This window comes from Amycolatopsis sp. CA-128772 (genome assembly GCF_002904295.1).
Lineage (GTDB): Bacteria > Actinomycetota > Actinomycetes > Mycobacteriales > Pseudonocardiaceae > Amycolatopsis.
Map to the genome: position 1 here is coordinate 1 of NZ_PPHG01000017.1, position 20,113 is coordinate 20,113.

The 20,113-nt window shown below is 71.0% G+C and carries 18 protein-coding genes; 11 read left to right on the forward strand and 7 right to left on the reverse strand.

The window, feature by feature from the left end; translation table 11 throughout:
- Positions 1-388: 388 nt before the first annotated feature.
- Positions 389-2,956: an aminopeptidase N gene (gene pepN, locus C2L59_RS06725; RefSeq protein WP_103348645.1), complete on the reverse strand. Its 2,568-nt coding sequence runs from the start codon at positions 2,954-2,956 to the stop codon at positions 389-391.
- 153 nt (positions 2,957-3,109) lie between these two features.
- Here pepN and C2L59_RS06730 point away from each other — a divergent pair, with 153 nt between their 5' ends.
- On the forward strand, positions 3,110-3,730 hold the full coding sequence (locus C2L59_RS06730) for a DsbA family protein (protein WP_103348646.1): 621 nt from the start codon (positions 3,110-3,112) through the stop codon (positions 3,728-3,730).
- On the opposite strand, the gene C2L59_RS06735 is transcribed toward C2L59_RS06730, so the two are convergent.
- Together C2L59_RS06735 and C2L59_RS06740 are read right to left on the reverse strand one after the other, a co-directional pair.
- Positions 3,727-4,536 carry an MBL fold metallo-hydrolase gene (locus tag C2L59_RS06735; protein WP_103348647.1) on the reverse strand — a complete coding sequence of 270 codons (810 nt, stop codon included), beginning with the start codon at positions 4,534-4,536 and terminating at the stop codon, positions 3,727-3,729. The genes C2L59_RS06730 and C2L59_RS06735 overlap by 4 nt on opposite strands.
- Positions 4,533-5,255, reverse strand: coding sequence for a 2-phosphosulfolactate phosphatase (locus C2L59_RS06740; protein ID WP_370444719.1), 723 nt, complete (start codon positions 5,253-5,255; stop codon positions 4,533-4,535). Before C2L59_RS06740 ends, C2L59_RS06735 begins: the two co-directional genes overlap by 4 nt.
- A 45-nt stretch (positions 5,256-5,300) precedes the next feature.
- On the opposite strand from C2L59_RS06740, the gene C2L59_RS06745 reads away from it, so the two are divergent.
- Positions 5,301-5,774 (forward strand): ribose-5-phosphate isomerase, encoded by a 474-nt coding sequence (locus C2L59_RS06745; protein WP_103348648.1) that lies wholly within the window; start codon positions 5,301-5,303, stop codon positions 5,772-5,774.
- Positions 5,774-6,583 carry an Fpg/Nei family DNA glycosylase gene (locus tag C2L59_RS06750; protein WP_103348649.1) on the forward strand — a complete coding sequence of 270 codons (810 nt, stop codon included), beginning with the start codon at positions 5,774-5,776 and terminating at the stop codon, positions 6,581-6,583. The genes C2L59_RS06745 and C2L59_RS06750 overlap by 1 nt, the downstream gene beginning before the upstream one ends.
- 104 nt (positions 6,584-6,687) lie before the next feature.
- On the opposite strand, the gene C2L59_RS06755 is transcribed toward C2L59_RS06750, so the two are convergent.
- Complete coding sequence (locus C2L59_RS06755) at positions 6,688-7,506, reverse strand: hypothetical protein (RefSeq protein WP_103348650.1); 819 nt, start codon at positions 7,504-7,506, stop codon at positions 6,688-6,690.
- A gap of 146 nt (positions 7,507-7,652) precedes the next feature.
- Here C2L59_RS06755 and C2L59_RS06760 point away from each other — a divergent pair, with 146 nt between their 5' ends.
- From C2L59_RS06760 to C2L59_RS06795, 8 genes are all read left to right on the forward strand, one after another.
- Positions 7,653-8,528 (forward strand): TIGR03619 family F420-dependent LLM class oxidoreductase, encoded by an 876-nt coding sequence (locus C2L59_RS06760; RefSeq protein ID WP_103348651.1) that lies wholly within the window; start codon positions 7,653-7,655, stop codon positions 8,526-8,528.
- A gap of 5 nt (positions 8,529-8,533) precedes the next feature.
- Positions 8,534-8,980: a nuclear transport factor 2 family protein gene (locus C2L59_RS06765; RefSeq protein ID WP_103348652.1), complete on the forward strand. Its 447-nt coding sequence runs from the start codon at positions 8,534-8,536 to the stop codon at positions 8,978-8,980.
- A 245-nt stretch (positions 8,981-9,225) separates the two neighbouring features.
- Entirely contained in the window at positions 9,226-9,822 is a 597-nt protein-coding gene (locus C2L59_RS06770; protein WP_103348653.1) for a TetR/AcrR family transcriptional regulator, read from the forward strand.
- Between the two features lie 11 nt (positions 9,823-9,833).
- A complete protein-coding gene (locus tag C2L59_RS06775; RefSeq protein ID WP_103348654.1) occupies positions 9,834-10,322 on the forward strand; it encodes a hypothetical protein in 489 nt (162 codons plus the stop codon).
- 676 nt (positions 10,323-10,998) lie between these two features.
- On the forward strand, positions 10,999-13,851 hold the full coding sequence (locus tag C2L59_RS06780; protein WP_103348655.1) for a LuxR family transcriptional regulator: 2,853 nt from the start codon (positions 10,999-11,001) through the stop codon (positions 13,849-13,851).
- Positions 13,852-14,129: 278 nt separating this feature from the next.
- Complete coding sequence (locus C2L59_RS06785; RefSeq protein ID WP_103348656.1) at positions 14,130-15,158, forward strand: GDP-mannose 4,6-dehydratase; 1,029 nt, start codon at positions 14,130-14,132, stop codon at positions 15,156-15,158.
- A 5-nt stretch (positions 15,159-15,163) separates the two neighbouring features.
- Positions 15,164-16,513 carry a glycosyltransferase gene (locus tag C2L59_RS06790; protein ID WP_146060271.1) on the forward strand — a complete coding sequence of 450 codons (1,350 nt, stop codon included), beginning with the start codon at positions 15,164-15,166 and terminating at the stop codon, positions 16,511-16,513.
- An 11-nt stretch (positions 16,514-16,524) separates the two neighbouring features.
- Positions 16,525-17,577, forward strand: coding sequence for a DegT/DnrJ/EryC1/StrS aminotransferase family protein (locus C2L59_RS06795; RefSeq protein WP_103348658.1), 1,053 nt, complete (start codon positions 16,525-16,527; stop codon positions 17,575-17,577).
- Position 17,578: 1 nt separating this feature from the next.
- On the opposite strand, the gene C2L59_RS06800 is transcribed toward C2L59_RS06795, so the two are convergent.
- From C2L59_RS06800 to C2L59_RS06810, 3 genes are all read right to left on the reverse strand, one after another.
- On the reverse strand, positions 17,579-18,235 hold the full coding sequence (locus C2L59_RS06800; RefSeq protein ID WP_103348659.1) for a response regulator transcription factor: 657 nt from the start codon (positions 18,233-18,235) through the stop codon (positions 17,579-17,581).
- A gap of 75 nt (positions 18,236-18,310) precedes the next feature.
- The gene (locus C2L59_RS06805) at positions 18,311-19,111 is read right to left on the reverse strand and encodes an ABC transporter permease (protein ID WP_103348660.1); all 801 of its coding nucleotides are present in this window, start codon (positions 19,109-19,111) and stop codon (positions 18,311-18,313) included.
- Entirely contained in the window at positions 19,108-20,094 is a 987-nt protein-coding gene (locus C2L59_RS06810; protein WP_103348661.1) for an ABC transporter ATP-binding protein, read from the reverse strand. Before C2L59_RS06810 ends, C2L59_RS06805 begins: the two co-directional genes overlap by 4 nt.
- Positions 20,095-20,113: the final 19 nt, after the last annotated feature.

Sequence of the window (20,113 nt, forward strand, 5' to 3'; positions counted from 1 at the left end):
GTGTTCGGGGCGGGCTGTGTCGGTGAGGGACCCTCTGGGGCCTGACCGAGCCGGCGAGCGGCGGTCGGGTGAGGCGGTCCTGATCGGGAGCGAGCTATGCCGATGGGCGGTGCCGGGCCGGTGAGCCGCGGCCCGGCAGGGCGGGCCGAGCCGGTCAGCCGCAGCCCGGGAGCTGGGCCGAACGGCGAGCCGGGCCCGGCAGGCGGGCCGAGCCGCTCCAGCGCCGCTGATCGTCGGCCCCCGAAAAGGTTCCCTCAGCCGAGGCCGAGGCCCGAGGCCGAGGCCGAGGCCCGACAACAAAACCTTCGCCGAGCCCACCAAAGGCAACAAACGACAGAACGGCGGGCCGCGCCGAAGCGCGACCCGCCGTCCTCAAGACCTCAAGACCTCACGCCTGCGCGTCGAAGTCCCGCGCCGCCAATGCGCGCAGAATCCCCGCCCGGCCCTCCGACACCAGCCGGCGCAACGCCTGCGGGTGCTCGCCCGCCAGCCACTCGTCCGAGGCCGTCACCGTCTCCGGGGCCACCGCCCATGACGGGTACAGGCCGATGGCCATCGGCTGGGCGCGCTCGCTCGAGCGTCGCTGCCAGACCTCGTCGATCACCTCGAAGTACCGGGCCACGTACGCGCCCAGCAACGACTTCTGGCCCGGGTGGGAGAAGCCCGAGATGAGCGAGTCGCTCACCGCGTTGGGGAGCTCGTCGTCGTACACCGCGCGCTCCCACGCGTCGGCCTTGGCCTCCGCCGTCGGGCGCAGGGCGCGGGCGCGCTCCGCCTGGCGGCGGCCCGTGGCCGTGTTGTCGCGGGACAGCTCCGCTTCGATCTCCGGTGCCGCCGCCTTGCCGTGCGCCACCAGCGCGTGCAGCAGGCGCCAGCGCAGGTCCGTGTCCACCGTCAGGCCTTCGAGCGGCGCCGATCCGTCCAGCCAGCCGGACAGAACCGACAGAGTGGCGTCGTCCAGCACCGAGCCGGCCAGGGAGTTCACGAACGCCAGCTGGTGGTCCGACCCCGGCTCGGCGTTGCGCACCAGCTCCAGCAGCCGCGCGGTGAACGTCGGCCAGCCGCGCGAGGCCGCCCACTCCTGCTCCGCGTAGGAGTTCAGCGCCGTCTGGGCCTGCAGCAGCAGCCGCTGGACCACACCGACCTCGGTCTCCGTGTGGATGCCGCGCTGGACCAGCGTGACGAAGTCGCGGGCCTTCAGCTCCGCCTCGCGGGTCATCTCCCACGCCGCCGACCAGCACAGGGTGCGCGGGAGCGGCTCGGTGATGTCGGCGATGCGGTCGATCAGCGTGGTCAGCGACGCCGGGTCGAGGCGCATCGTGCAGTACGTCAGGTCGTCGTCGTTGACCAGGACCAGCTTGCCCGCGGGGTGGCCGACCAGGTCCGGCACCTCGGTGCGCTCGCCGTCGACGTCCAGCTCGACGCGCTGGGTCCGGACGATCTTCCCGTTGGCGTCCTCGTCGTAGACGCCGACCGCGACCCGGTGGGTGCGCAGCTCACCGGCGCCCGGCTTGGCGCCGGACTGCACGACGGCGAAGGACGTGAACTTGCCGTCCGCGCCGACCTCGTAGCGCGGGCTCAGCGAGTTCAGCCCGGTGGTCTCCAGCCACTGCGCGCTCCACCACGACAAGTCGCGCCCGGACGCCTCTTCCAGCGCACCCAGCAGGTCGGCCAGGGTCGCGTTGCCCCAGGCGTGCTTGCCGAAGTACACCTTCAGGCCGTCGAGGAAGTGGTCCAGCCCGACGTAGGCGACGAGCTGCTTGAGCACGCTCGCGCCCTTGGCGTAGGTGATGCCGTCGAAGTTGACCTCGACCGCGTGCAGGTCGACGATGTCGGCCGCGATCGGGTGCGTCGAGGGCAGCTGGTCCTGGCGGTACGCCCACGACTTCTCGATGTTCGCGAAGCTGGTCCACGCGTTCTTGTACTCGGTGGCCTCGGCCTGGGCCAGCACGCTGGCGAAGGTCGCGAACGACTCGTTCAGCCACAGGTCGTCCCACCAGCGCATGGTGACCAGGTCGCCGAACCACATGTGCGCCATCTCGTGCAGCAGCGTCTCGGCGCGCCGCTCGTAGGCGTAGCGGGTGACGCGGCTGCGGAAGACGTAGTCCTCCAGGAACGTCACCGCGCCGGCGTTCTCCATCGCGCCCGCGTTGAACTCCGGCACGAACAGCTGGTCGTACTTGGAGAACGGGTAGGGCGTGCCGAACTTCTCGTGGTAGAAGCCGAAGCCCTGCTTGGTCTCGGTGAACAGCCGGTCGGCGTCCATGTGCTCGGCCAGCGACGCGCGGCAGTAGACGCCGAGCGGGATGGTCTTGTGGTCGTCGGTGTACTCGTCACGCCACTCGGCGAACGGGCCGGCGACCAGCGCGACGAGGTAGGTGGAGATCCGCTCGGACTCCTTGAACACCGTGCGGACGGCGCCTTCGGGCGTCTCTTCGGTGGACTCGGCGATGGCGTTGGAGACCACCTTCCAGTCCCTCGGCGCGACGACCGTGAGCCGGTAGACCGACTTCAGGTCGGGCTGGTCGAAGCAGGCGAACATGCGCTTGGCGTCGGCCGTTTCGAACTGCGTGTACAGGTAGACGCCGTCGTCGACCGGGTCGACGAACCGGTGCAGGCCTTCGCCGGTGTTCATATACCGGCAGTCGGCGGTCACCGTGAGCTCGTTCGACTCGGCGAGCCCGGCGAGCGCGATGCCCTTGTCCTCGACGTAGGCGCTGACGTCCACGTCCGCGCCGTTCAAGGTGGCCGAGTGCACGCGGTCGGCGACGATGTCGACCCACGTGTTTTCGCCGGCCCGGGCGCTGGAGAACCGGACGGTCGTCGTCGACGCGAAGGTCTTCTCCCCGGGACCGCCGTGGCCGTCGGTGAGATCGAGCTCGATGTCGTAGCCGGTCACGTCGAGCAGATCCGCGCGCAGCTTGGCTTGGTCACGGGTCAGGTTGGGGGCGGGCACAGGCACCTCTGGTCGTTGGTATCGGTTTTCAACTCCTCGCATCCAATCATGGGGACGGGGTGGCAGGCGATAAGGGAACAAGCCCGCGTTCCGAGGTGTTGGGCCGCTACGTGGGGGTCCGCCCACATCGAGACGTGACTTTGGAGTACCCAGATGACCGCTGCCGAGCAGCCCACCAAGGTCGATTTCTACTTCGACCCGATCTGCCCGTTCGCGTGGATCACCTCCCGCTGGATCCTGGAGGTGGAGAAGCACCGCAACCTGGACCTGCACTTCCGGATCATGAGCCTGTCGGTGCTCAACGAAGGCCGGGACGAGCTGCCCGAGCAGTACAAGGAGCTGCTGGCGAAGGGCTGGGGCCCGGTCCGGGTGGCCGTGGCGCTGTCGCAGCTCAAGGGCGAAGAGGTGCTGCGCGACTACTACACCGAGTTCGGCACCCGGTACCACAACCAGGGCACCAAGGACTACGACGTCGTCATCAAGGAGGCCCTGGCCGCGATCGGCGCGCCGGCCGAGCTGGCCGAGGCCGCGCACTCGACCGAGTACGACGAAGCACTGAAGAAGAGCCACCACGAAGGCATGGACCCGGTCGGCATGGACGTCGGTACGCCGACGATCCACATCGACGGTGTCGCGTTCTTCGGCCCGGTCCTGACCTCGATCCCGCGGGGCGAGGACGCGCTGAAGGTGTTCGACGGCGCGGTCGCGCTGTCGAGCTACCCGGACTTCTTCGAGCTCAAGCGCACCCGGTCGGGTGAGCTCAACTTCGACTAGGGGGTCGCGAGGGCGGCCAGGGTGACGTCGCTGGGGTAGCGCGCCGCCGCCACGGCCGCCACCTCGGTCGTCTCGCCGCGGCCCACGCCGGCCTTGAGCGTGATCAGCTCGTGCAGGCCGTCGCGGTGGTAGCGGACGAACTCCGTGCCGACCGGATCGCCGTGGCCGGGCACGACGACGCGCGGCTCCAGCGCGAGGATCGCGTCGAGCGCGTCCGGCCAGGCGGTCAGGTCGGTCTCGTCGCTGAACGAGAACTCGCTGAACCCGGCTTCGGCGTGCTCGACGACGTCGCCGGCGAAGACCACCGCCGCGTCCGGGACGTGCACCACCACGTCGTGGTCGGTGTGCGCCCGGCCGGGGTGCAGCAGGACCGCCGTGCGGCCGCCCAGGTCGAGCTCCACGCGGTCGGTGAACGTGTGGTCCGGGCCGGTGATGGTCGTGCGGGAAATCGCGTCGGCGATCTCCGGCTTGCCCTCCTTGCGGTAGTGGGCCTCCCAGGTGGCGCGGCGAGCGTCGGGATCCGCGCTCAGCTCGGCGGCGCAGCGCTCGTGCGCCCAGACCTCGCAGGGCAGGAACGCCTCGGTGCCCCAGGCGTGGTCGAAGTGCGCGTGCGTGTAGACGACGGCCCAGGGCAGGGGTGTGATCTCCCGGACGGCGGCGGCCAGCTCGGCGCCCTGTTCGAGGTCGCCGCGGGTGTCGACGACCAGGCACCGCTCGGCGCCCACCGCCAGCCCGACGGTCAGGTCCAGCTCCTCGTAGCGGCGGGCGTGGACGCCGTCGGCGACCTCGATCCAGCGGCCGGTCATGCCAGTACTCCTTCGGTCAGGACGGGAGCGGCGTCGCTCACGTCGATCCGCGCGGCCCATGCGACGTCGCCGCCGTGGCCCGATTCGGCCAGTTCGCGCCCGGACACGCAGTTCACCAGCGCCTCGGCGTCGACGGACCGGGCGGCGAGAGCGGCTTCGGCGGACACCGAAAGACCGTAACCGGCCAGCGCGGCGGCGATCGCCCCGGCGCCCACCTGGTCCTCGACGCACGGCCGCAGCGGGCCGAACGTTTCGCCGTCACCGAAAACGTTCACCCCCCAGCGTTCCCCCGCCGCGATCAACCCGATCGGGCCACCCAGCGACACGGCCTTCGCGGCGACGGCGGAGGCGTTGCGCAGACAGCCCGCGAGCACGTGCGCGCCGGTCGCCGCGGCGGCCTCGCACAGCGTCGCGCCGTTGGGCGAGGGGAGCGCGAGCAAGGTCCCCGGAGGGATGTCCGTCACAGAAGACGGCCGGAGGGTGAATTCGCCCTCGCCCGCGATGACCGCCCCGGCCGCCCGTGCCCGGGCGACCCCGCGTTCGTCGCGCCACCGGACGGGCAGCACGCGCCCGCCGCGGCCGACCACCAGATCCGTGGTGGTACTGAAGGAAAGCACGTCGACGACCACCAGGACCGCGCATTCGCGACCGAGGGCGGCGACGCCTTCGGCGCCCCAGTCGAGCCGCACGTCGCTGCCGGTCTGCTCCCAGATCCCCACCCCCGGAGCATGCCCGATATCGGCCCTGGTGGCAGACTCCTGGCCGTGCGCGTCTACTTGGGATCCGACCACGCCGGTTTCGAGCTGAAGAACCACCTGGTGGCTCACCTGGAGAAGCAGGGCCACGAGGTGACCGACATCGGTCCGCACGTCTACGACGCGGCCGACGACTACCCGGCGTTCTGCGTCGAGACGGCGCTGCGCGTGGTGGCCGACGAGGGCAGCCGCGGCATCGTCGTCGGCGGCTCCGGCAACGGCGAGCAGATCGCCGCCAACAAGGTCCCCGGCGCGCGCGCCGGGCTGGCCTGGAGCGTCGAGACCGCGAAGCTGTGCCGGGAGCACAACCACGCCCAGCTGATCGGCGTCGGCGCGCGGATGCACTCCGCCGAGGAGGCCGTCGAGATCGTCGAGGCGTTCCTGGCGACCGAGGTCTCGCCGGAGGAGCGGCACGCCCGCCGCGTGCAGCAGCTGCTCGACTACGAGCGCACCGGGACCCCGCCGGCGTTGCCGGAGGCCTGATGCCCGAGGGGCACACGCTCCACCGGCTCGCGCGGCTGCACAAGCGCCGGTACGCCGGCGCCCCGGTCGAGGTACGCAGCCCGCAGGGCCGGTTCGCCGCCGAAGCGTCCCGTTTGGACGGTCAGGTGTTCGTCGGGGCCGAGGCGCACGGCAAGCACCTGTTCCACGACTACGGCCCGCACGGCGTCGTGCACATCCACCTGGGCCTCTACGGGACCTTCGGCGAAGCCCCGCTGCCCGCGCCCGAGCCGGTCGGCCAGGTCCGGCTGCGGCTGGCCGGCCGGACACATTGGACTGACCTGCGCGGGCCGACGCGGTGCGAGCTGCTGGCTCCGGAGCAGGCCGACGCGATCAAGGCCCGGCTCGGGCCCGACCCGCTGCGCCGCGACGCGAAACCGGAGCTGGCGTGGGCCCGCATTTCGCGGTCCAGGACGTCGATCGCGGCGTTGCTGATGGATCAGGCCGTCCTGGCCGGCGTGGGCAACGTTTACCGCGCCGAAGTGCTGTTCCGCCACGGCGTCGCGCCGATGACGCCGGGACGGTCACTCGATCGTGCGCTCTGGGACGACATCTGGGCCGACCTGGTGACCCTGATGCGCGACGGCGTCCGCGTCGGCCGCATCGACACCGTCCGCCCGGAGCACCTGCCGGAGGCGATGGGCCGCGCCGCCCGGGTGGATCGCCACGGCGGCGAGGTCTACGTCTACCGGCGGGCCGGCGAGCCGTGCCTGGTGTGCGGGACGCCGGTGGCGCACTCGGAACTGGCCGGGCGCAACCTGTACTGGTGCCCGCGCTGCCAGACGGCTTGATCCCGCACGCCCCAATGTGGCGTCGGGTGCATCGGACGCACCCAATGTGGCGTTCGGTGCGTCCAACGCACCGAACGCCACATTGGGGCGCATGAAGCCAGGCGTCAGAAGTCGAAACCGCCGCCGTCGAAGCCTCCGCCGTCGAACCCGCCGCCGTCGAAGCCGCCGCCGCCCCAGTCACCGCCGCCGTCTCCGCCGAAGTCGCCTCCGCCGTCGCCGCCGGCGTCACCGCCGCCGTCGCCGCCCATGTCGCCGGACTCGAGCGCGTCCTGCTGGCCCGCGTCGTAGCCGGACTCCCAGGCCGAGGCGCTCGCGATGCCGCCCATGCCGGAGAACATCGCGCTGAACAGGAACATCGACCCGAGGCCCCAGGCGCCGGCGACGAGCGCGGGCTTCCACCACGGCTCGCTGTACCAGCCCTGCGGCACCGGACGGCCCGCGACGCGGCCGCCGGGGTAGTAGTACGGCGTGTCCTGGCCGGCGTCGGGAGAGGCGGCGTAGTGCTGGCCCTCGACGTCGACGTCCCGGCGCTCGGTGACCTTGCCGGCGCGCTCGCGCTCGGCCTCTTCCGGCAGCTGCGGACCCGGGTCCATGCCCATCGCGACGCGCGCGGCGCGGACGTAGTAGAGGCCCTCGACGGCGGTGTCCTTCACCAGCCGGGCCTGCTCGATGGTGCGAGCCTGCTCCATCTGCGAACCGGCCGCGTTGTAGCGCTCGGCGGCGTCGGCCATCGCCTGCTGCGACGCGGTGTCCGTGCCGTTGAGGTTGAGCACCTGGCCGCCGAGCCGCTCGACCAGGCGCCGGGCGTCGGCCTTGGCGTCGTCGAGCTCCCGCTGCCGGGCCGCGGCGCGCTGCCGCGAGAAATAGAGGCCGCCACCGACGATCACGACGACGAGCACGATCAGGAAGATCGCGGTGCCCATGGACCACTCCCAGAAGTTCGGGGCTCGGTGACCGGTGGTCACCTTTGAAACGGACAACGCGGACGCTACGCGGTGGGTTCCCGGCGAGTGACCGGGCCCACCGCGGGACCTGGCCGAGCAAACTAGAACACGTTATAGTTCAACGCATGAAGTTCACCCTGTCGATCGCGATGAACCCGCTCGATCAGCTGGGCGAGCTCGCCCGGGCCGCCGAAGAGGCCAGCTTCGCCTCCATTGCCCTGCCCGACTCGCTCTTCTACGCCGAGACGGTGGACACGGACTACCCGTACACCCCCGACGGCAGCCGGTTCTGGACCGGGGAAACGCCCTGGGTGGACCCGCTCGTCGCCACGGCGTCGATGGGCGCGGTGACCAGCCGGATCCGTTTCTACACGTCGGTGCTGAAACTCGGCTCGCGCAACCCGGTGCTGCTGGCCCGCCAGGTCGGTTCGGCGGCGGTGCTCACCGGCGGCCGGTTCGGCCTCGGGCTCGGCGTCGGCTGGCTGCCGCAGGAGTTCGAGTACTGCGGCGTCCCGTTCGAGCGGCGCGGCAAGCGCGTCGACGAGGCCGTCGACGTGCTGCGGCTGCTCCTCGACGGCGGGATGGTCGAGTACCACGGCGAGTTCTACGACTTCGACAAGATCCAGATGAGCCCGGCGCCGCCCTCGCGGGTGCCGTTCTACATCGGCGGCCACACCGAAGTCGCGCTGAAGCGCGCCGCCCGGGTCGCCGACGGCTGGTCGTCGGCGATGATGAAGCTCGAAGAACTGCGCGACACGATCGCGCGGATCAAGGAGCTGCTGGCCGAGCAGGGCCGCGCCGACGTCCCGTTCGAATACCAGGCCGTCTGCATCGACAAGTTCGGTCTCGACGGCTACCGCGAGCAGGCCGAGGTGGGCGTCACCGACGTGATCACCATGCCGTGGGTGTTCGACGGCGTCGGCTTCGACGCGCCCATCGAGCCGAAGCTCGACGCGATCCGCAGGTTCGGGGCCGAGATCATCGCGAAGTTCGAGGAGTGAGTGCCGTGGGCGTGCAGGTCAGCTGGGACACGGCGGCGGAGCAGCCGCCGGCGCGGCGCGCGGCGCTCGCGTCGATGACGGCGGTGACGGCGGGCGACAAGGAGGGCTGGCTCGCGCTGTTCGCCCCGGACGCGGTGGTCGAGGACCCGGTCGGCCCGTCGTTCTTCGACGAGGCGGGCAAGGGCCACCACGGCCGCGAGGGGATCGGCGCGTTCTGGGACAAGACGATCGCGAACGTCGAGCGCTTCGAGTTCACCATCCGCGACTCCCACGCGGGCGGCGACGAGGTGGCCAACGTCGGCACGATCACGACGTTCCTGCCCGGCGGCTACCGGGTGGACACGGACGGGGTGTTCGTCTACCGCGTGGGCGAGGACGGGCTGATCCGGTCGGTGCGGGCGTTCTGGGAGACCGACCGCGCGATGGCGACGGCGCGGCAGGTGGACGGCTAGCCCGGTCGGCTCCGCGGCGGGCGGGTTCGCGGCGGGCCGGGCCGGTTCGGATACCGGCGTGCCCGGCAGGTTCGCGTGGGTGGGGCCGCGCGGCCGGTCGACAGCTGACCCCTCACCCTTCGAAGGCCACCCCGGAAGCCCGGGGTGGCCTTCTTCGTGCCCGTGATCGACACATACCGCAACCCCCTCGTTGCGGAAAGACCGCATTCTGGCGATTGTTTGCTCAGCCGTGCTACTTTTTGCTCATGCAAGCAAAAACGTTCACCGAGAACGCACGGCGGGCGCAGATCGTCCGCGCGGCGATCGAGACCATCGGTGAACTGGGGTATGCGAAGGCTTCGTTCGGGCAGATCGCGAAACGTGCCGGGCTGAGCAGCACCGGCATGATCTCCTACCACTTCGACGGCAAGGCCGACCTGATCGCCGAAGTCGTGCGGGACGTGCTGGCCACGAGCCTCGCCTACATGCGGGAGCGGATCGATGCGGTGGCGGGGCCGGCGGCGGAGCTGCGGGCCTACATCGAGTCGAACCTGGCGTTCGTCGCCGAGCACCCGGTCGAACTCACCGCGCTGCTCGACTGCCTGCGCCACGGTGGTGGCGGTGCCGCCGCCGCGGGCAACGACGACTGGTACCACGGCGCCGTCGACGTCCTGGAATCCTGCCTGCGCGAGGGGCAGCGCACCGGCGACTTCGGCCGGTTCGACCCGCGCGTCATGGCGATCACCGTCCGCCAGGCCATCGACGGCGTCCACACCGAACTGATCCGGCGTCCCGAGACGGACGTCGACGCCTACGCGGCCGAGCTCGTCGCCATCGTCGAACGGGCCACCGCACACGACTGAACTGGGGAACCATGGCCACCTCGACCACGTCCGACCGCGCGCTGCGGCCGGTCATCGCCCTGCTCTACCTGAACCTGCTGGTCAGCGTCGCCTTCGCGGTGCTCACCTTCCTGCACAAGGACGGCATCCTCGACTACCAGGTGCTGCACTGGGAATCGACCGGGCAGGCGAACCCGGCCGACCGGGCCGGGACGCGCGCCTCGCTGGAGAGCGTGCTGTGGATCCGGCCGGTGTCCGTGCTGGTCATCGCGATCATCTACGTCCGGCTGGCGGGCCGGCTCAAGCTCGGCCGCCGCCGCACCTACGTACGGCTGGTGGTGATCACCGTGCTCGGGCTGGCCGGCCTGGTCTACCTCGTCGTCGCCGCCGAATTCCCGGACTGGATGCGGGCCGGTCAGGCCGGGCAGGCGCTGGTGCTGCTCGTGCTGTTCCTGCTGCTGTGCACGAAGCGGGTCCGCGGGTACTTCTCGAAGGAAGGGCGCGTGCCCGCCCGGGTCTGACGCGGAACCGGATTTCGTTCACATTGTGTTTCCCGGAGCTTATTCGGCGACGCCGGAAAAAGTGCGGGTTCCGAAGGGGTAATCGTTACCCGACGGCAAAGTGCCCCTACTTCATTCACTCGAATGCCCGAGTGCGCGAGCAGTGGCTTCGACCGTGAGTGGAGTGCGGGTTCCCGCAGCTTGCGCCCGCTGCCCGGGGGCCGGTGCCCGCCTGAGCGGAACGGGACCAATCGGACATCCTTTCGTCGTGTGTCCCCCCATCGGGGTTCGTTGCGGCACGTAGGGGCAGGTGGTAGCTTCTGATCGTTATCTCCTCGCGGCGAACCGGGCGATCAGGGCAGTAATCGTCCAACCGTGAACCGCGGGGATCTGGGGTCTGGGGAAAGGTTGTCCGATGAACGTTTACCGCGGTCCGTCATAACGGACGCCGAATAACACTTCGACGCCGGCTCGTGCGCGAGTCGTCGGGACTTTGTCATCACCGGGCACTCGTCGGGGAGCGGTCTGCCGGGCTGATCGACCGTGAAGCATTGCTCGCGGCGGCATTTGCCCGCTGCGCGCTGCTGTGCTGGTGATTCACGGGAAAATCCGCGTTGGGCCCGTCTGGGGTGGCCGCAACGCGGGCGTGGATCAGACGAATCCAACACGCAACGAATTTCTGGGGGCAGTTCCCGCCATGCTCATCGAACGTGATTTCGAAACGGCGACACTGAGTCAGATGCTCGCCGACACCCACTCCGGGGCCGGCGGTGTCGGCCTGATCCTCGGCCCGGTCGCCAGCGGCAAGACCGCGCTGCTGGAGGCGTTCGGCCGGCAGGCCGCCGGGACCGGCGCGGTCGTGCTGTCCGCCTCCGGCGCCCGGTCGGAAACCGCCGTCGGCCTCGGCGTCGTTTCGCAGCTGGTCCACACACCGGGTGTCCGGGCGGACATCGCGGAGCAGGTTTCGGCGTACGTGGAGGACGCCGAGGCCGACGCGACGCTGCTGGACAGCCGGTTCCTGCACCGCCTTTCCAGCGCGGTCATCGGCTGGTCGGCCGAGAGCCCGCTGGTGATCTGCGTCGATGACGCCCACCACGCCGATCCCGCGTCGCTGCAGTTCCTGCAGCACATGGCCCGGCGCATCCGGCCCGCCCGGGTGCTCGTGCTGCTGGCCGAGCGGGCGGATCCGGGCGAGCGGCGCCCGGTGCGCCACGTCGACCTGATGCGGCGCCCGCACTGCCGCCAGCTGCGGCTGGCGCCGTTGTCCCGCAACGGTGTCGGCGTCCTGCTGGCCGGCAAGCTCGACGAGGTCAAGGCGCACGCCCTGGCCGCCGAGTGCTTCGCGGTCAGCGGCGGCAACCCGCTGCTGGCCACGGCGCTGGTGCACGACATCCGGGCGGCGGGCACGGGCGAGGTCGTCGCCGGGGCCGCCTACCGGCACGCCGTGCTCAGCTGCCTGCACTCCAGCGAGCCGCGGGCGCTCGAGCTCGCCCGGGCGCTCGCCGTCCTCGGCGACGACGAGCAGTCGCAGATCTCGCTGGCCGGCGGCATGGTCTCCTTCGCGCCGGCCACCACCGAGCCGGTGCGCCGGGCGCTGGAGTCGGCCGGTGTCCTCGCCGGGCACCGGTTCCGGCACGCCGAAGCCCGCATCGCGGTGCTCGAGGAGCTCGATCCCGCCGTCCGGTCCGCGCTGCACGGCCAGGCCGCCCGCCTGCTGTTCGACCAGGGCGCCCGGCCGACCGCCATCGCCGCTCACGTGGTGGCGGGCAACGTCGGCGAACCGTGGACCGAGCACCTGCTGTCCGAGGCGTCGGAGGCGGCGCTGCTCGAGGACGACGTCGAGCTGGCCCGCGCCTGCATCGCGCTGGCCAGCCGCTGCTGCACCGACGACCGCGACCGGGCCATCGCCAAGGCGTCGCTGGCCGACATCGAATGGCGGACCACGCCGGCGAAGGCGATGCGCCGGCTGCCGGAGCTGGTGCACGCCACCCGCGCCGGGCACCTGCCCGGCATCCGGGTCGTCGGCATCTTCGAGTTCCTGCTCTGGTTCGGGCGGGTCGACGAGGCCGTGGAGATCGCCAACGCGTTCGGCGACCTGGTCGACTGCCGGGACCGCCGCACCCGCGGCGAGCTGCTGACGCTGTCGTCGTGGCTGGCCAGCTCGGTGCCGGGGATGCTGCACCTGGTGGAGCCGATGCTCGCTTCGATCACCGACGGCACCGCGGCCCCGCAGCTCGGCCTCGCGGTGAACTCGCAGCTCAAGGCGATCGACGCGCTGACCAGCGCGGTCTGCGAGGGCCCGTCCGAGGCCGCCGTGCTCGACGCCGAGCAGGTGCTGGAAGGCACCCGGATGACCGACATCACCCTGCGGCACCTGGTGTTCGCGGCGACGGTGCTGATCTACGCCGAGCGGCTCGACAAGGCGGCCACCTGGTCGGATCACCTGGTGGCGCAGGCCGCCGGCCGCCCGGCGCCGACCTGGCAGGCGTCGCTGGCCGAGCTGCGCGCGGAGGTCGCCCTCCGGCAGGGCGACCTGCCGCTCGCGGCCCGCAACGCGAAGATCGCGCTGACGAAAATGACCCCGGAGGCGTGGGGTATCGGGGTCGGCGCGCCGCTGGCCACGCTGCTGGCCGCGCTCACCGAGATGGGCCGGTTCGACGAGGCCGCGGAGCTGCTGAACCAGCCGGTGCCCGACGCGCTCGGCGAGACCCGGTTCGGCCTGCACTACCTGCACGCTCGCGGGCACTACTACCTCGCGACGGGCCGGCTGCCGACGGCGCTGAACGACTTCCTCGCCTGCGGGGAGCAGATGGCCCGCTGGGACCTGGACCAGCCGTCGCTGGTGCCGTGGCGCTCCAGCGCCGCGGAGGTCTACCTGAAGCTGGGTGACCGCGAGCAGGCGCGGGCGCTCGCCGAGGAGCAGGCGGCGAAACTCGGCCCGGGCTGCGGCGACCGCACCCGGGGCATCACGCTGCGGACGCTGGCCCTCGTGGCCGACCCGGCGAGGCGGCCGAAGCTGATGCAGGAGGCGGTGGACGTGCTCGAGAAGTCCGGCGCCAAGCTGGAACTGGCGCGGACGCTCGCCGAGCTGAGCCGGGCGGGCGGCGACGCCGCCACGGTCCGCACGGCCGGCCGGGACGCACGGGCGCTGGCCAAGGAATGCGGTGCGGAGCTGCTGCGGAAGACGTTCCTCGACGGCGGCGACGAGGACGTGGTGGTCTCGCTGCGCGGCGCGGTCGCCCCCGCCGACGTCAAGCTGCTGACCGACGCCGAACAGCGCGTCGGCTGGCTCGCCGCGCGCGGGCACACCAACCGCGAGATCGCCAGCCAGCTGTACATCACCGTGAGCACGGTGGAACAGCACCTGACGCGCGTCTACCGCAAGCTGAGCGTCAGCCGGCGGCGCGACCTGGCGTCGGAGCCGCAGCTGCGGGTGCCGGAGCAGCAGGAGCGCCTGCCGGGCGGGCCCCGGCCGCCGGTGGCGGTCAACCACCGCGCACCGGCGCCGCCGGTGCGCCGTCCACTGAGGCCGGTGCCGCCACAGCGCTGACGACGACCGGAAGAGCCGGGACCCCGTGCGGGTCCCGGCTCTTCCGGTTGGGGCCCCTAGGTACCCCCTGGGTTTCGCCGCGGGGCCACTGACTTGGCGCCGGATTCATTGACAAAGAAACGGTGTGACGCGAGCGTGGACGTCGTTGCCGGGCACCGGGTTGCGGCGCCCACAGCGCGATTTTCGCGGCGGCAGGGGTTCACCGAAGCTGCTCGCACGGCGGCCGGACGACGCCACGGCGGGGGCTGTACTCGTTACGTGGCAAGGAAGGCGTCTTCATGGCGAAGCGTGCGTTGATCACCGGCATCACCGGGCAGGACGGGTCGTACCTGGCCGAGCACCTGCTGGCCGAGGGCTACCAGGTGTGGGGCCTGGTCCGCGGCCAGGCGAACCCGCGCAAGTCGCGGATCAGCAGGCTGGTCGCCGACCTCCACTTCGTCGAAGGCGACCTGATGGACCAGGTCAGCCTGGTGTCCGCGGTGGACTTCGTGCAGCCGGACGAGGTGTACAACCTGGCGGCCATCTCGTTCGTGCCGATGTCGTGGCAGCAGCCCGAACTCACCACCGAGGTGAACGGCATGGGCGTGCTGCGGGTGCTCGAAGCGGTCCGGATGGTCTGCGGCCTGGACAAGTCGCGGCCGACCGGCGGCGGAATCCGGTTCTACCAGGCGTCGTCGTCGGAGATGTACGGCAAGGTCGCCGAAACCCCGCAGAACGAGCAGACCATCTTCCACCCGCGCAGCCCCTACGGCGTCGCGAAGACCTACGGGCACTTCATCACCAAGAACTACCGCGAATCCTTCGGCATGTTCGGCGTGTCCGGGATCCTGTTCAACCACGAGTCGCCGCGCCGCGGCGCCGAGTTCGTCACCCGCAAGATCACCATGGCGGTGGCGGAGATCAAGCTCGGCCTGCGCGACAAGCTCTACCTCGGCAACCTCGACGCGGTGCGCGACTGGGGGTTCGCCGGCGACTACGTCCGCGCGATGCACCTGATGCTGCAGCAGGACACGGCGACTGACTACGTAGTCGGCACCGGCCGGATGCACTCGGTCCGCGACGCCGTCCAGATAGCCTTCGACGCGGTGGACCTGAACTGGCGCGACCACGTCGTCGTCGACCCGGCGCTGGTGCGGCCCGCGGAGGTCGAAACCCTCTGCGCCGACCCGGAAAAGGCCCGGGCCGAGCTCGGCTGGAAGCAGTCGGTCGACTTCGAGGAGCTGATGCGCATGATGGTCGAGGCCGACCTGCGGAAGGCGTCGAACGAGCACAAGTACAGCGAGCTGATGCTCGCCGGGAGCTGGTGACGGCCGTGGCGCCCATCCTGTTCGCGTCGATCGCCGACGCCGGCATGATCAACCCGTTGCTCGTCATCGCCGGGGAGCTCGCCCGCCGCGGCGTGCCGGACCTGTACTTCGCGTCCACTGAGGACCGCCGCGCCGACGTCGAGGCGATCTCCGCCGGCAACCCGGTCCGGTTCGTTTCGTTCGGGGAGCGGCTCGAACGCCCGCCGGGCGAGTGGGACCCGGACCTCTACGCCGCGTCGACGCGGCCCGCGAAGCCGGGCAGCCTGACCGCGCGGCCGCAGAACGTCGTCGCCTACCTCGCCGGCGTCACCGACGCGAGCATCATGGTGACGATGTACGAGCGCGCGCTGGCCGTGGTCGACGAGGTGAAGCCGGCGTTGATGGTGATCGATTCGTCCAGTGTGTACCCGACGGACGCGGCGATCGCCCGGGACATCCCGTATGTCTACAGTGTACCGATCTCGGTGAGTGAGATCTTCGCCGAGCGGCTCCCGCTGAGCTACCCGAGCCCGAACACGGGCCTGCCGCGCGAGCTTTCGGGGCGGCAGAAGCTGGCGAACCTCGGGTTCCGGCTGCGGCTGCTGTACGGCATGCTGACGAAGGTGCCGGCGGTGCAGTTCACCAAGGCGCGCAGGGAAGCGGGGATCGTGAACGCCACGGCGGGCCAGTCCGGCTACGCCGACCGCGCCCAGGCGATCCTGGGGTATTCGGTGTTCGGCATGGAGTACCCGTTCGACGCGGCGCCCTCGCACCTGCGCATGGTCGGCCCGGTGGTGCCGCCGCTGCCGGAGGCGGTCGAGCCGGATCCGGCGCTGTCGGCCTGGCTGGACGAGCACGAATCGTTGGTGTACCTGGCGTTCGGCACCCACATGCGGCTTACGGCCCCGCAGGTCGCGGCGATCGCCGAAGCGGCGCGCCGGATCGGGCCGGAACACCACCTGCTGTGGAAGCTGCCGAAGGCCCAGCGCGCGATGCTGCCGGCCGGCCTGCCGCCGAACGTCCGGCTGGAGAACTGGGTCCCGTCCCAGTTCGACGTCCTGGCCCACCCGCACGTGCGCGCCTACTACCACCACGGCGGCGGGAACAGTGCGTACGAGGGGATCTACTTCGGCAAGCCGGGCCTGGTCCAGCCGTTCTGGATGGACTGCCACGACCACGCGGCCCGCGTGCTCGACAGCGGTTGCGGGCTGGTGCTGTCGTACGAGGAGACGATTTCCGCCGGCGCGATCGTGGCGAAGCTGCGTCGCGTGCTGGAGGAGAAGGAGTTCACGGCGCGCGCCGAGGAGTGGGCGGACCGCTTCAAGTCGGCGGGCGGCGCGTCGGCCGCGGCCGACGCCGTCCTGGCCGCTCTCTGAAAGGAATCGGCATGTCCGTCAAGTACCCGGTTTCCCGGCCGTACCTCAACGGCGACGAGCTGGCCAACGTCACCGACGCGGTGACGAGTGGCTGGATCTCTTCGCAGGGGCCGTACGTGGCCCGGTTCGAGGAGGCTTTCGCGGCGTACAACGGAGTCGCGCACGGGGTGGCGTGTTCCTCGGGCACGACGGCGTTGACCCTGGCGCTGCGGGCGCTGGGGATCGGCCCGGGCGACGAGGTGATCGTCCCGGAGTTCACGATGATCGCGTCGGCCTGGGCGGTGACGTACACCGGCGCCACCCCGGTGTTCGTCGACTGCGGCGACGACCTGAACATCGACGTCTCGCTGATCGAAGCGAAGATCACCCCGCGGACCCGGGCGATCATGCCGGTGCACGTCTACGGGCGTCAGTGCGACATGGACGCGATCATGGAGCTGGCGTACGAGTACAACCTGCGGGTGGTGGAGGATTCCGCGGAGGCGCACGGGGTGCGCCCGGTGGGCGACATCGCCTGCTTCTCCCTGTTCGCGAACAAGATCATCGCCTCGGGCGAGGGCGGGATCTGCGTGACGGCGGACCCGCGCCTGGCGGAGCAGATGAAGCACCTGCGGGGGATGGCGTTCAACCGCGACCACACGTTCCTGCACAAGAAGCTCGGCTACAACTTCCGCATGACGAACCTGCAGGCGGCGGTGGCGACCGCCCAGGTGTCGCAGCTGGACGCGATCCTGGCGTTGCGCGCGGAGATCGAGGCCCGGTACGACGCCGGGCTGCGCGACGTCCCCGGGGTGACGCTGATGCCCCGGCGTGACGTGCTGTGGATGTACGACCTGCTCTGCGACCGGCGGGACGAGCTGCGGGCGTACCTGACGGCCGAGGGCATCGAGACCCGGGTGTTCTTCAAGCCGATGAGCCGGCAGCCGATGTACCTCGATCCGGTCTGGGTTTCGTTGCGGGCCAACCGGTTCGCCGAGGAGGGGTTGTACCTGCCCACGTACACGTCGCTGGGCGAGGACGACCAGGAGTACATCGTGTCCCGGGTGCGGAAGTTCTACGGGTAGGTCACTGCCGGACCTTGCTGCTCAGGTACGTCAGCACGGCCAGCACCCGCCGGTTGTCGTCCTCGTGCTGGGCCAGGTCCAGCTTCGTGAAGATGCTGGCCGTGTGCTTGCCCACCGCGGCCTCGCTGATCGTCAGCCGCTGCGCGATCGCCGCGTTGGAGCGGCCCTCCGCCATCAGCTCCAGCACCTGGCGCTCCCGCGGGGTCAACGCGTCCAGCGGGTCCTTGCGCGACCGGCCGGCCAGCAGCTTCGTGATCACCTCGGGGTCCATCGCGGTACCTCCCGCCGCCACCATGCGGAGCGCGTCGACGAACTGGTCCGCGTTGAGCACCCGGTCCTTCAGCAGGTACCCGATCGCGCCGGCCCCGTCCGCCAGCAGCTCGCGCGCGTACGTCTGCTCGACGTGCTGGGACAGCACCAGCACCGGCAACCCCGGCCGGCGGCGGCGGGCCGCCAGGGCGGCCTTGATCCCCTCGTCGCTGAACCCCGGCGGGAGCCGCACGTCCACCACCGCGATGTCCGGTGCCTCGTCGTCGATCGCCTTCAGCAGCTCTGTGGCGTTGCCGACCGCGCTCACCACGGTGAACCCGTGTGCCTCGAGGAGCCTCGTCATGCCGTCTCGAAGCAGGTAGAGATCCTCCGCGAGGACAACGCGCACGAACCGCTCCTGGGTTTCCGGGCCGGGCGGGGCCGGGGCTGGGGTGGCCCCACCGTACCGCCCGGCCGCGGCGCGTCAGTCCAGGGCGCGCTTCAGGAACCCGGCGATGCCGAACGCGCCGAAGATCGCCGTGGCCGCCACCATCACCAGCAGGGAGATCCACAGCGGGATCGACGGGACCTGGCCCGGCATCACCAGCCGGCGTAGCGCCTCCGACACGTACGTCAGCGGGTTCGCCGCGCAGATCACCTGGAACCATCGCAAACCGGACAGGCTCAGCCAGGGGAACTGACCCGAACCGGTGAAGATGAGGGGGACCAGGAGGATGGTGAACACCAGGTTGATGTGCCGGGGCGGGACGATCGTGCCCAGCACCATGCCCACCGCCGCGCCCGCCAGCGAGCCCAGCGCGACGACACCCGCGACGCCCGGCAGGGCCGCCGGGCTCCAGCGGACGCCGTCCAGGATGAGCAGGCCGATCGGGATCATCACCAGGCCCGCGATGATGCCGCGGATCGCGCCGAACAGCATCTTCTCCACCGCCACCAGGCGGATCGACAGTGGGGCCAGCAGGCGGTCCTCGATCTCCCGCGTCACCGAGAAGTCCAGCACCAGCGGCAGCGCGGTGTTCTGCAGCGCGCCGGTGAACGCGTTCATCGCCACCATGCCGGGCAGCAGGATCTGCGCGTACCCCGCGCCCGCGTAGCCGATCTGGGACAGCACCTTGCCGAAGATGAACAGCAGGAATAGCGGCTGGATCAGCATCTGGGCCAGGAACGGCAGCAGCTCGCGGCCGGTGACGAAGGCGTCGCGGCCGAGCACCGCGAAGAACGCGCGGGCCTGGCCGGGCTGCGGAGCGGCAGTGGCGGCGGTCATCGGAGGTCCCGTCCGGTGATGGAGATGAACACGTCTTCGAGGGTGGGCTTGCCGAACGAGATGCCGGTGACTTCGCACCGCTCGCGGCCCAGCACGGCCAGGACACCCGGCAGCAGCGACGCCGGCTCGGCTTCGGTGTACAGGCGGAACTGGACGGCCTTCTCGTCGGCGGCGGCCCGGCCGGCCGCGGCGAGCCGCTCGACCCGCTCCACCGACGGCACCTGCTCCAGTTCCTTCCCGACGGCTTCGGCGGGCGAATCCGCCAGGCCCACGCCCACGGTGAGGGTGGTGTTGCCGGGCAGGGACCGCGTCAGCGCGTCCGTGGTGTCGAGCGCCAGCAGCTTGCCGTGGTCGACGATGCCGACCCGGTCGCACAGCTTGGCCGCTTCGTCCATGTCGTGCGTGGTGACCACCACCGTGACGCCCTCGGCGGTCAGCTCGGCGACGCGCTCGTGCACGAACAACCGCGACTGCGGGTCCAGCCCGGTCGCCGGCTCGTCGAGGAACATCACCTGCGGCCGGTGCATCAATGCGCGGGCGATCATCACGCGCTGGGCCTGGCCGCCGGACATCTCGTCGACGCGGGCCTTCGCGCGCGGGCCGAGGCCCATCCACTCGATCAGCTCGTCGGCCCGGCGGTGCCGCTGCGCGCGGCCCATGCCGTGGTAGGCGGCGTGGAACAGCAGGTTCTGCCGCACGGTCAATGACTGGTCGAGGTTGTTGCGCTGCGGCACGACGGCCAGCGCCTGCCGGGCCGCCGTCGCGTGCTTGACGACGTCGATGCCGGCCACCTCGGCCCGGCCGGACGTCGGCAGCGCGCGGGTGGTCAGCATGCTGACCGTCGTCGTCTTGCCCGCGCCGTTGGGGCCCAGCAGGCCGAACACCTCGCCGGCGGCGATGGTGAAACCGAGGCCGTCGACCGCAGGCCGTTCTGCTTTCGGGTACCTCTTGACGAGGTCCCTTACCACCACAGCGTCCGGCACGCCGGGCCTCCAGGAGATC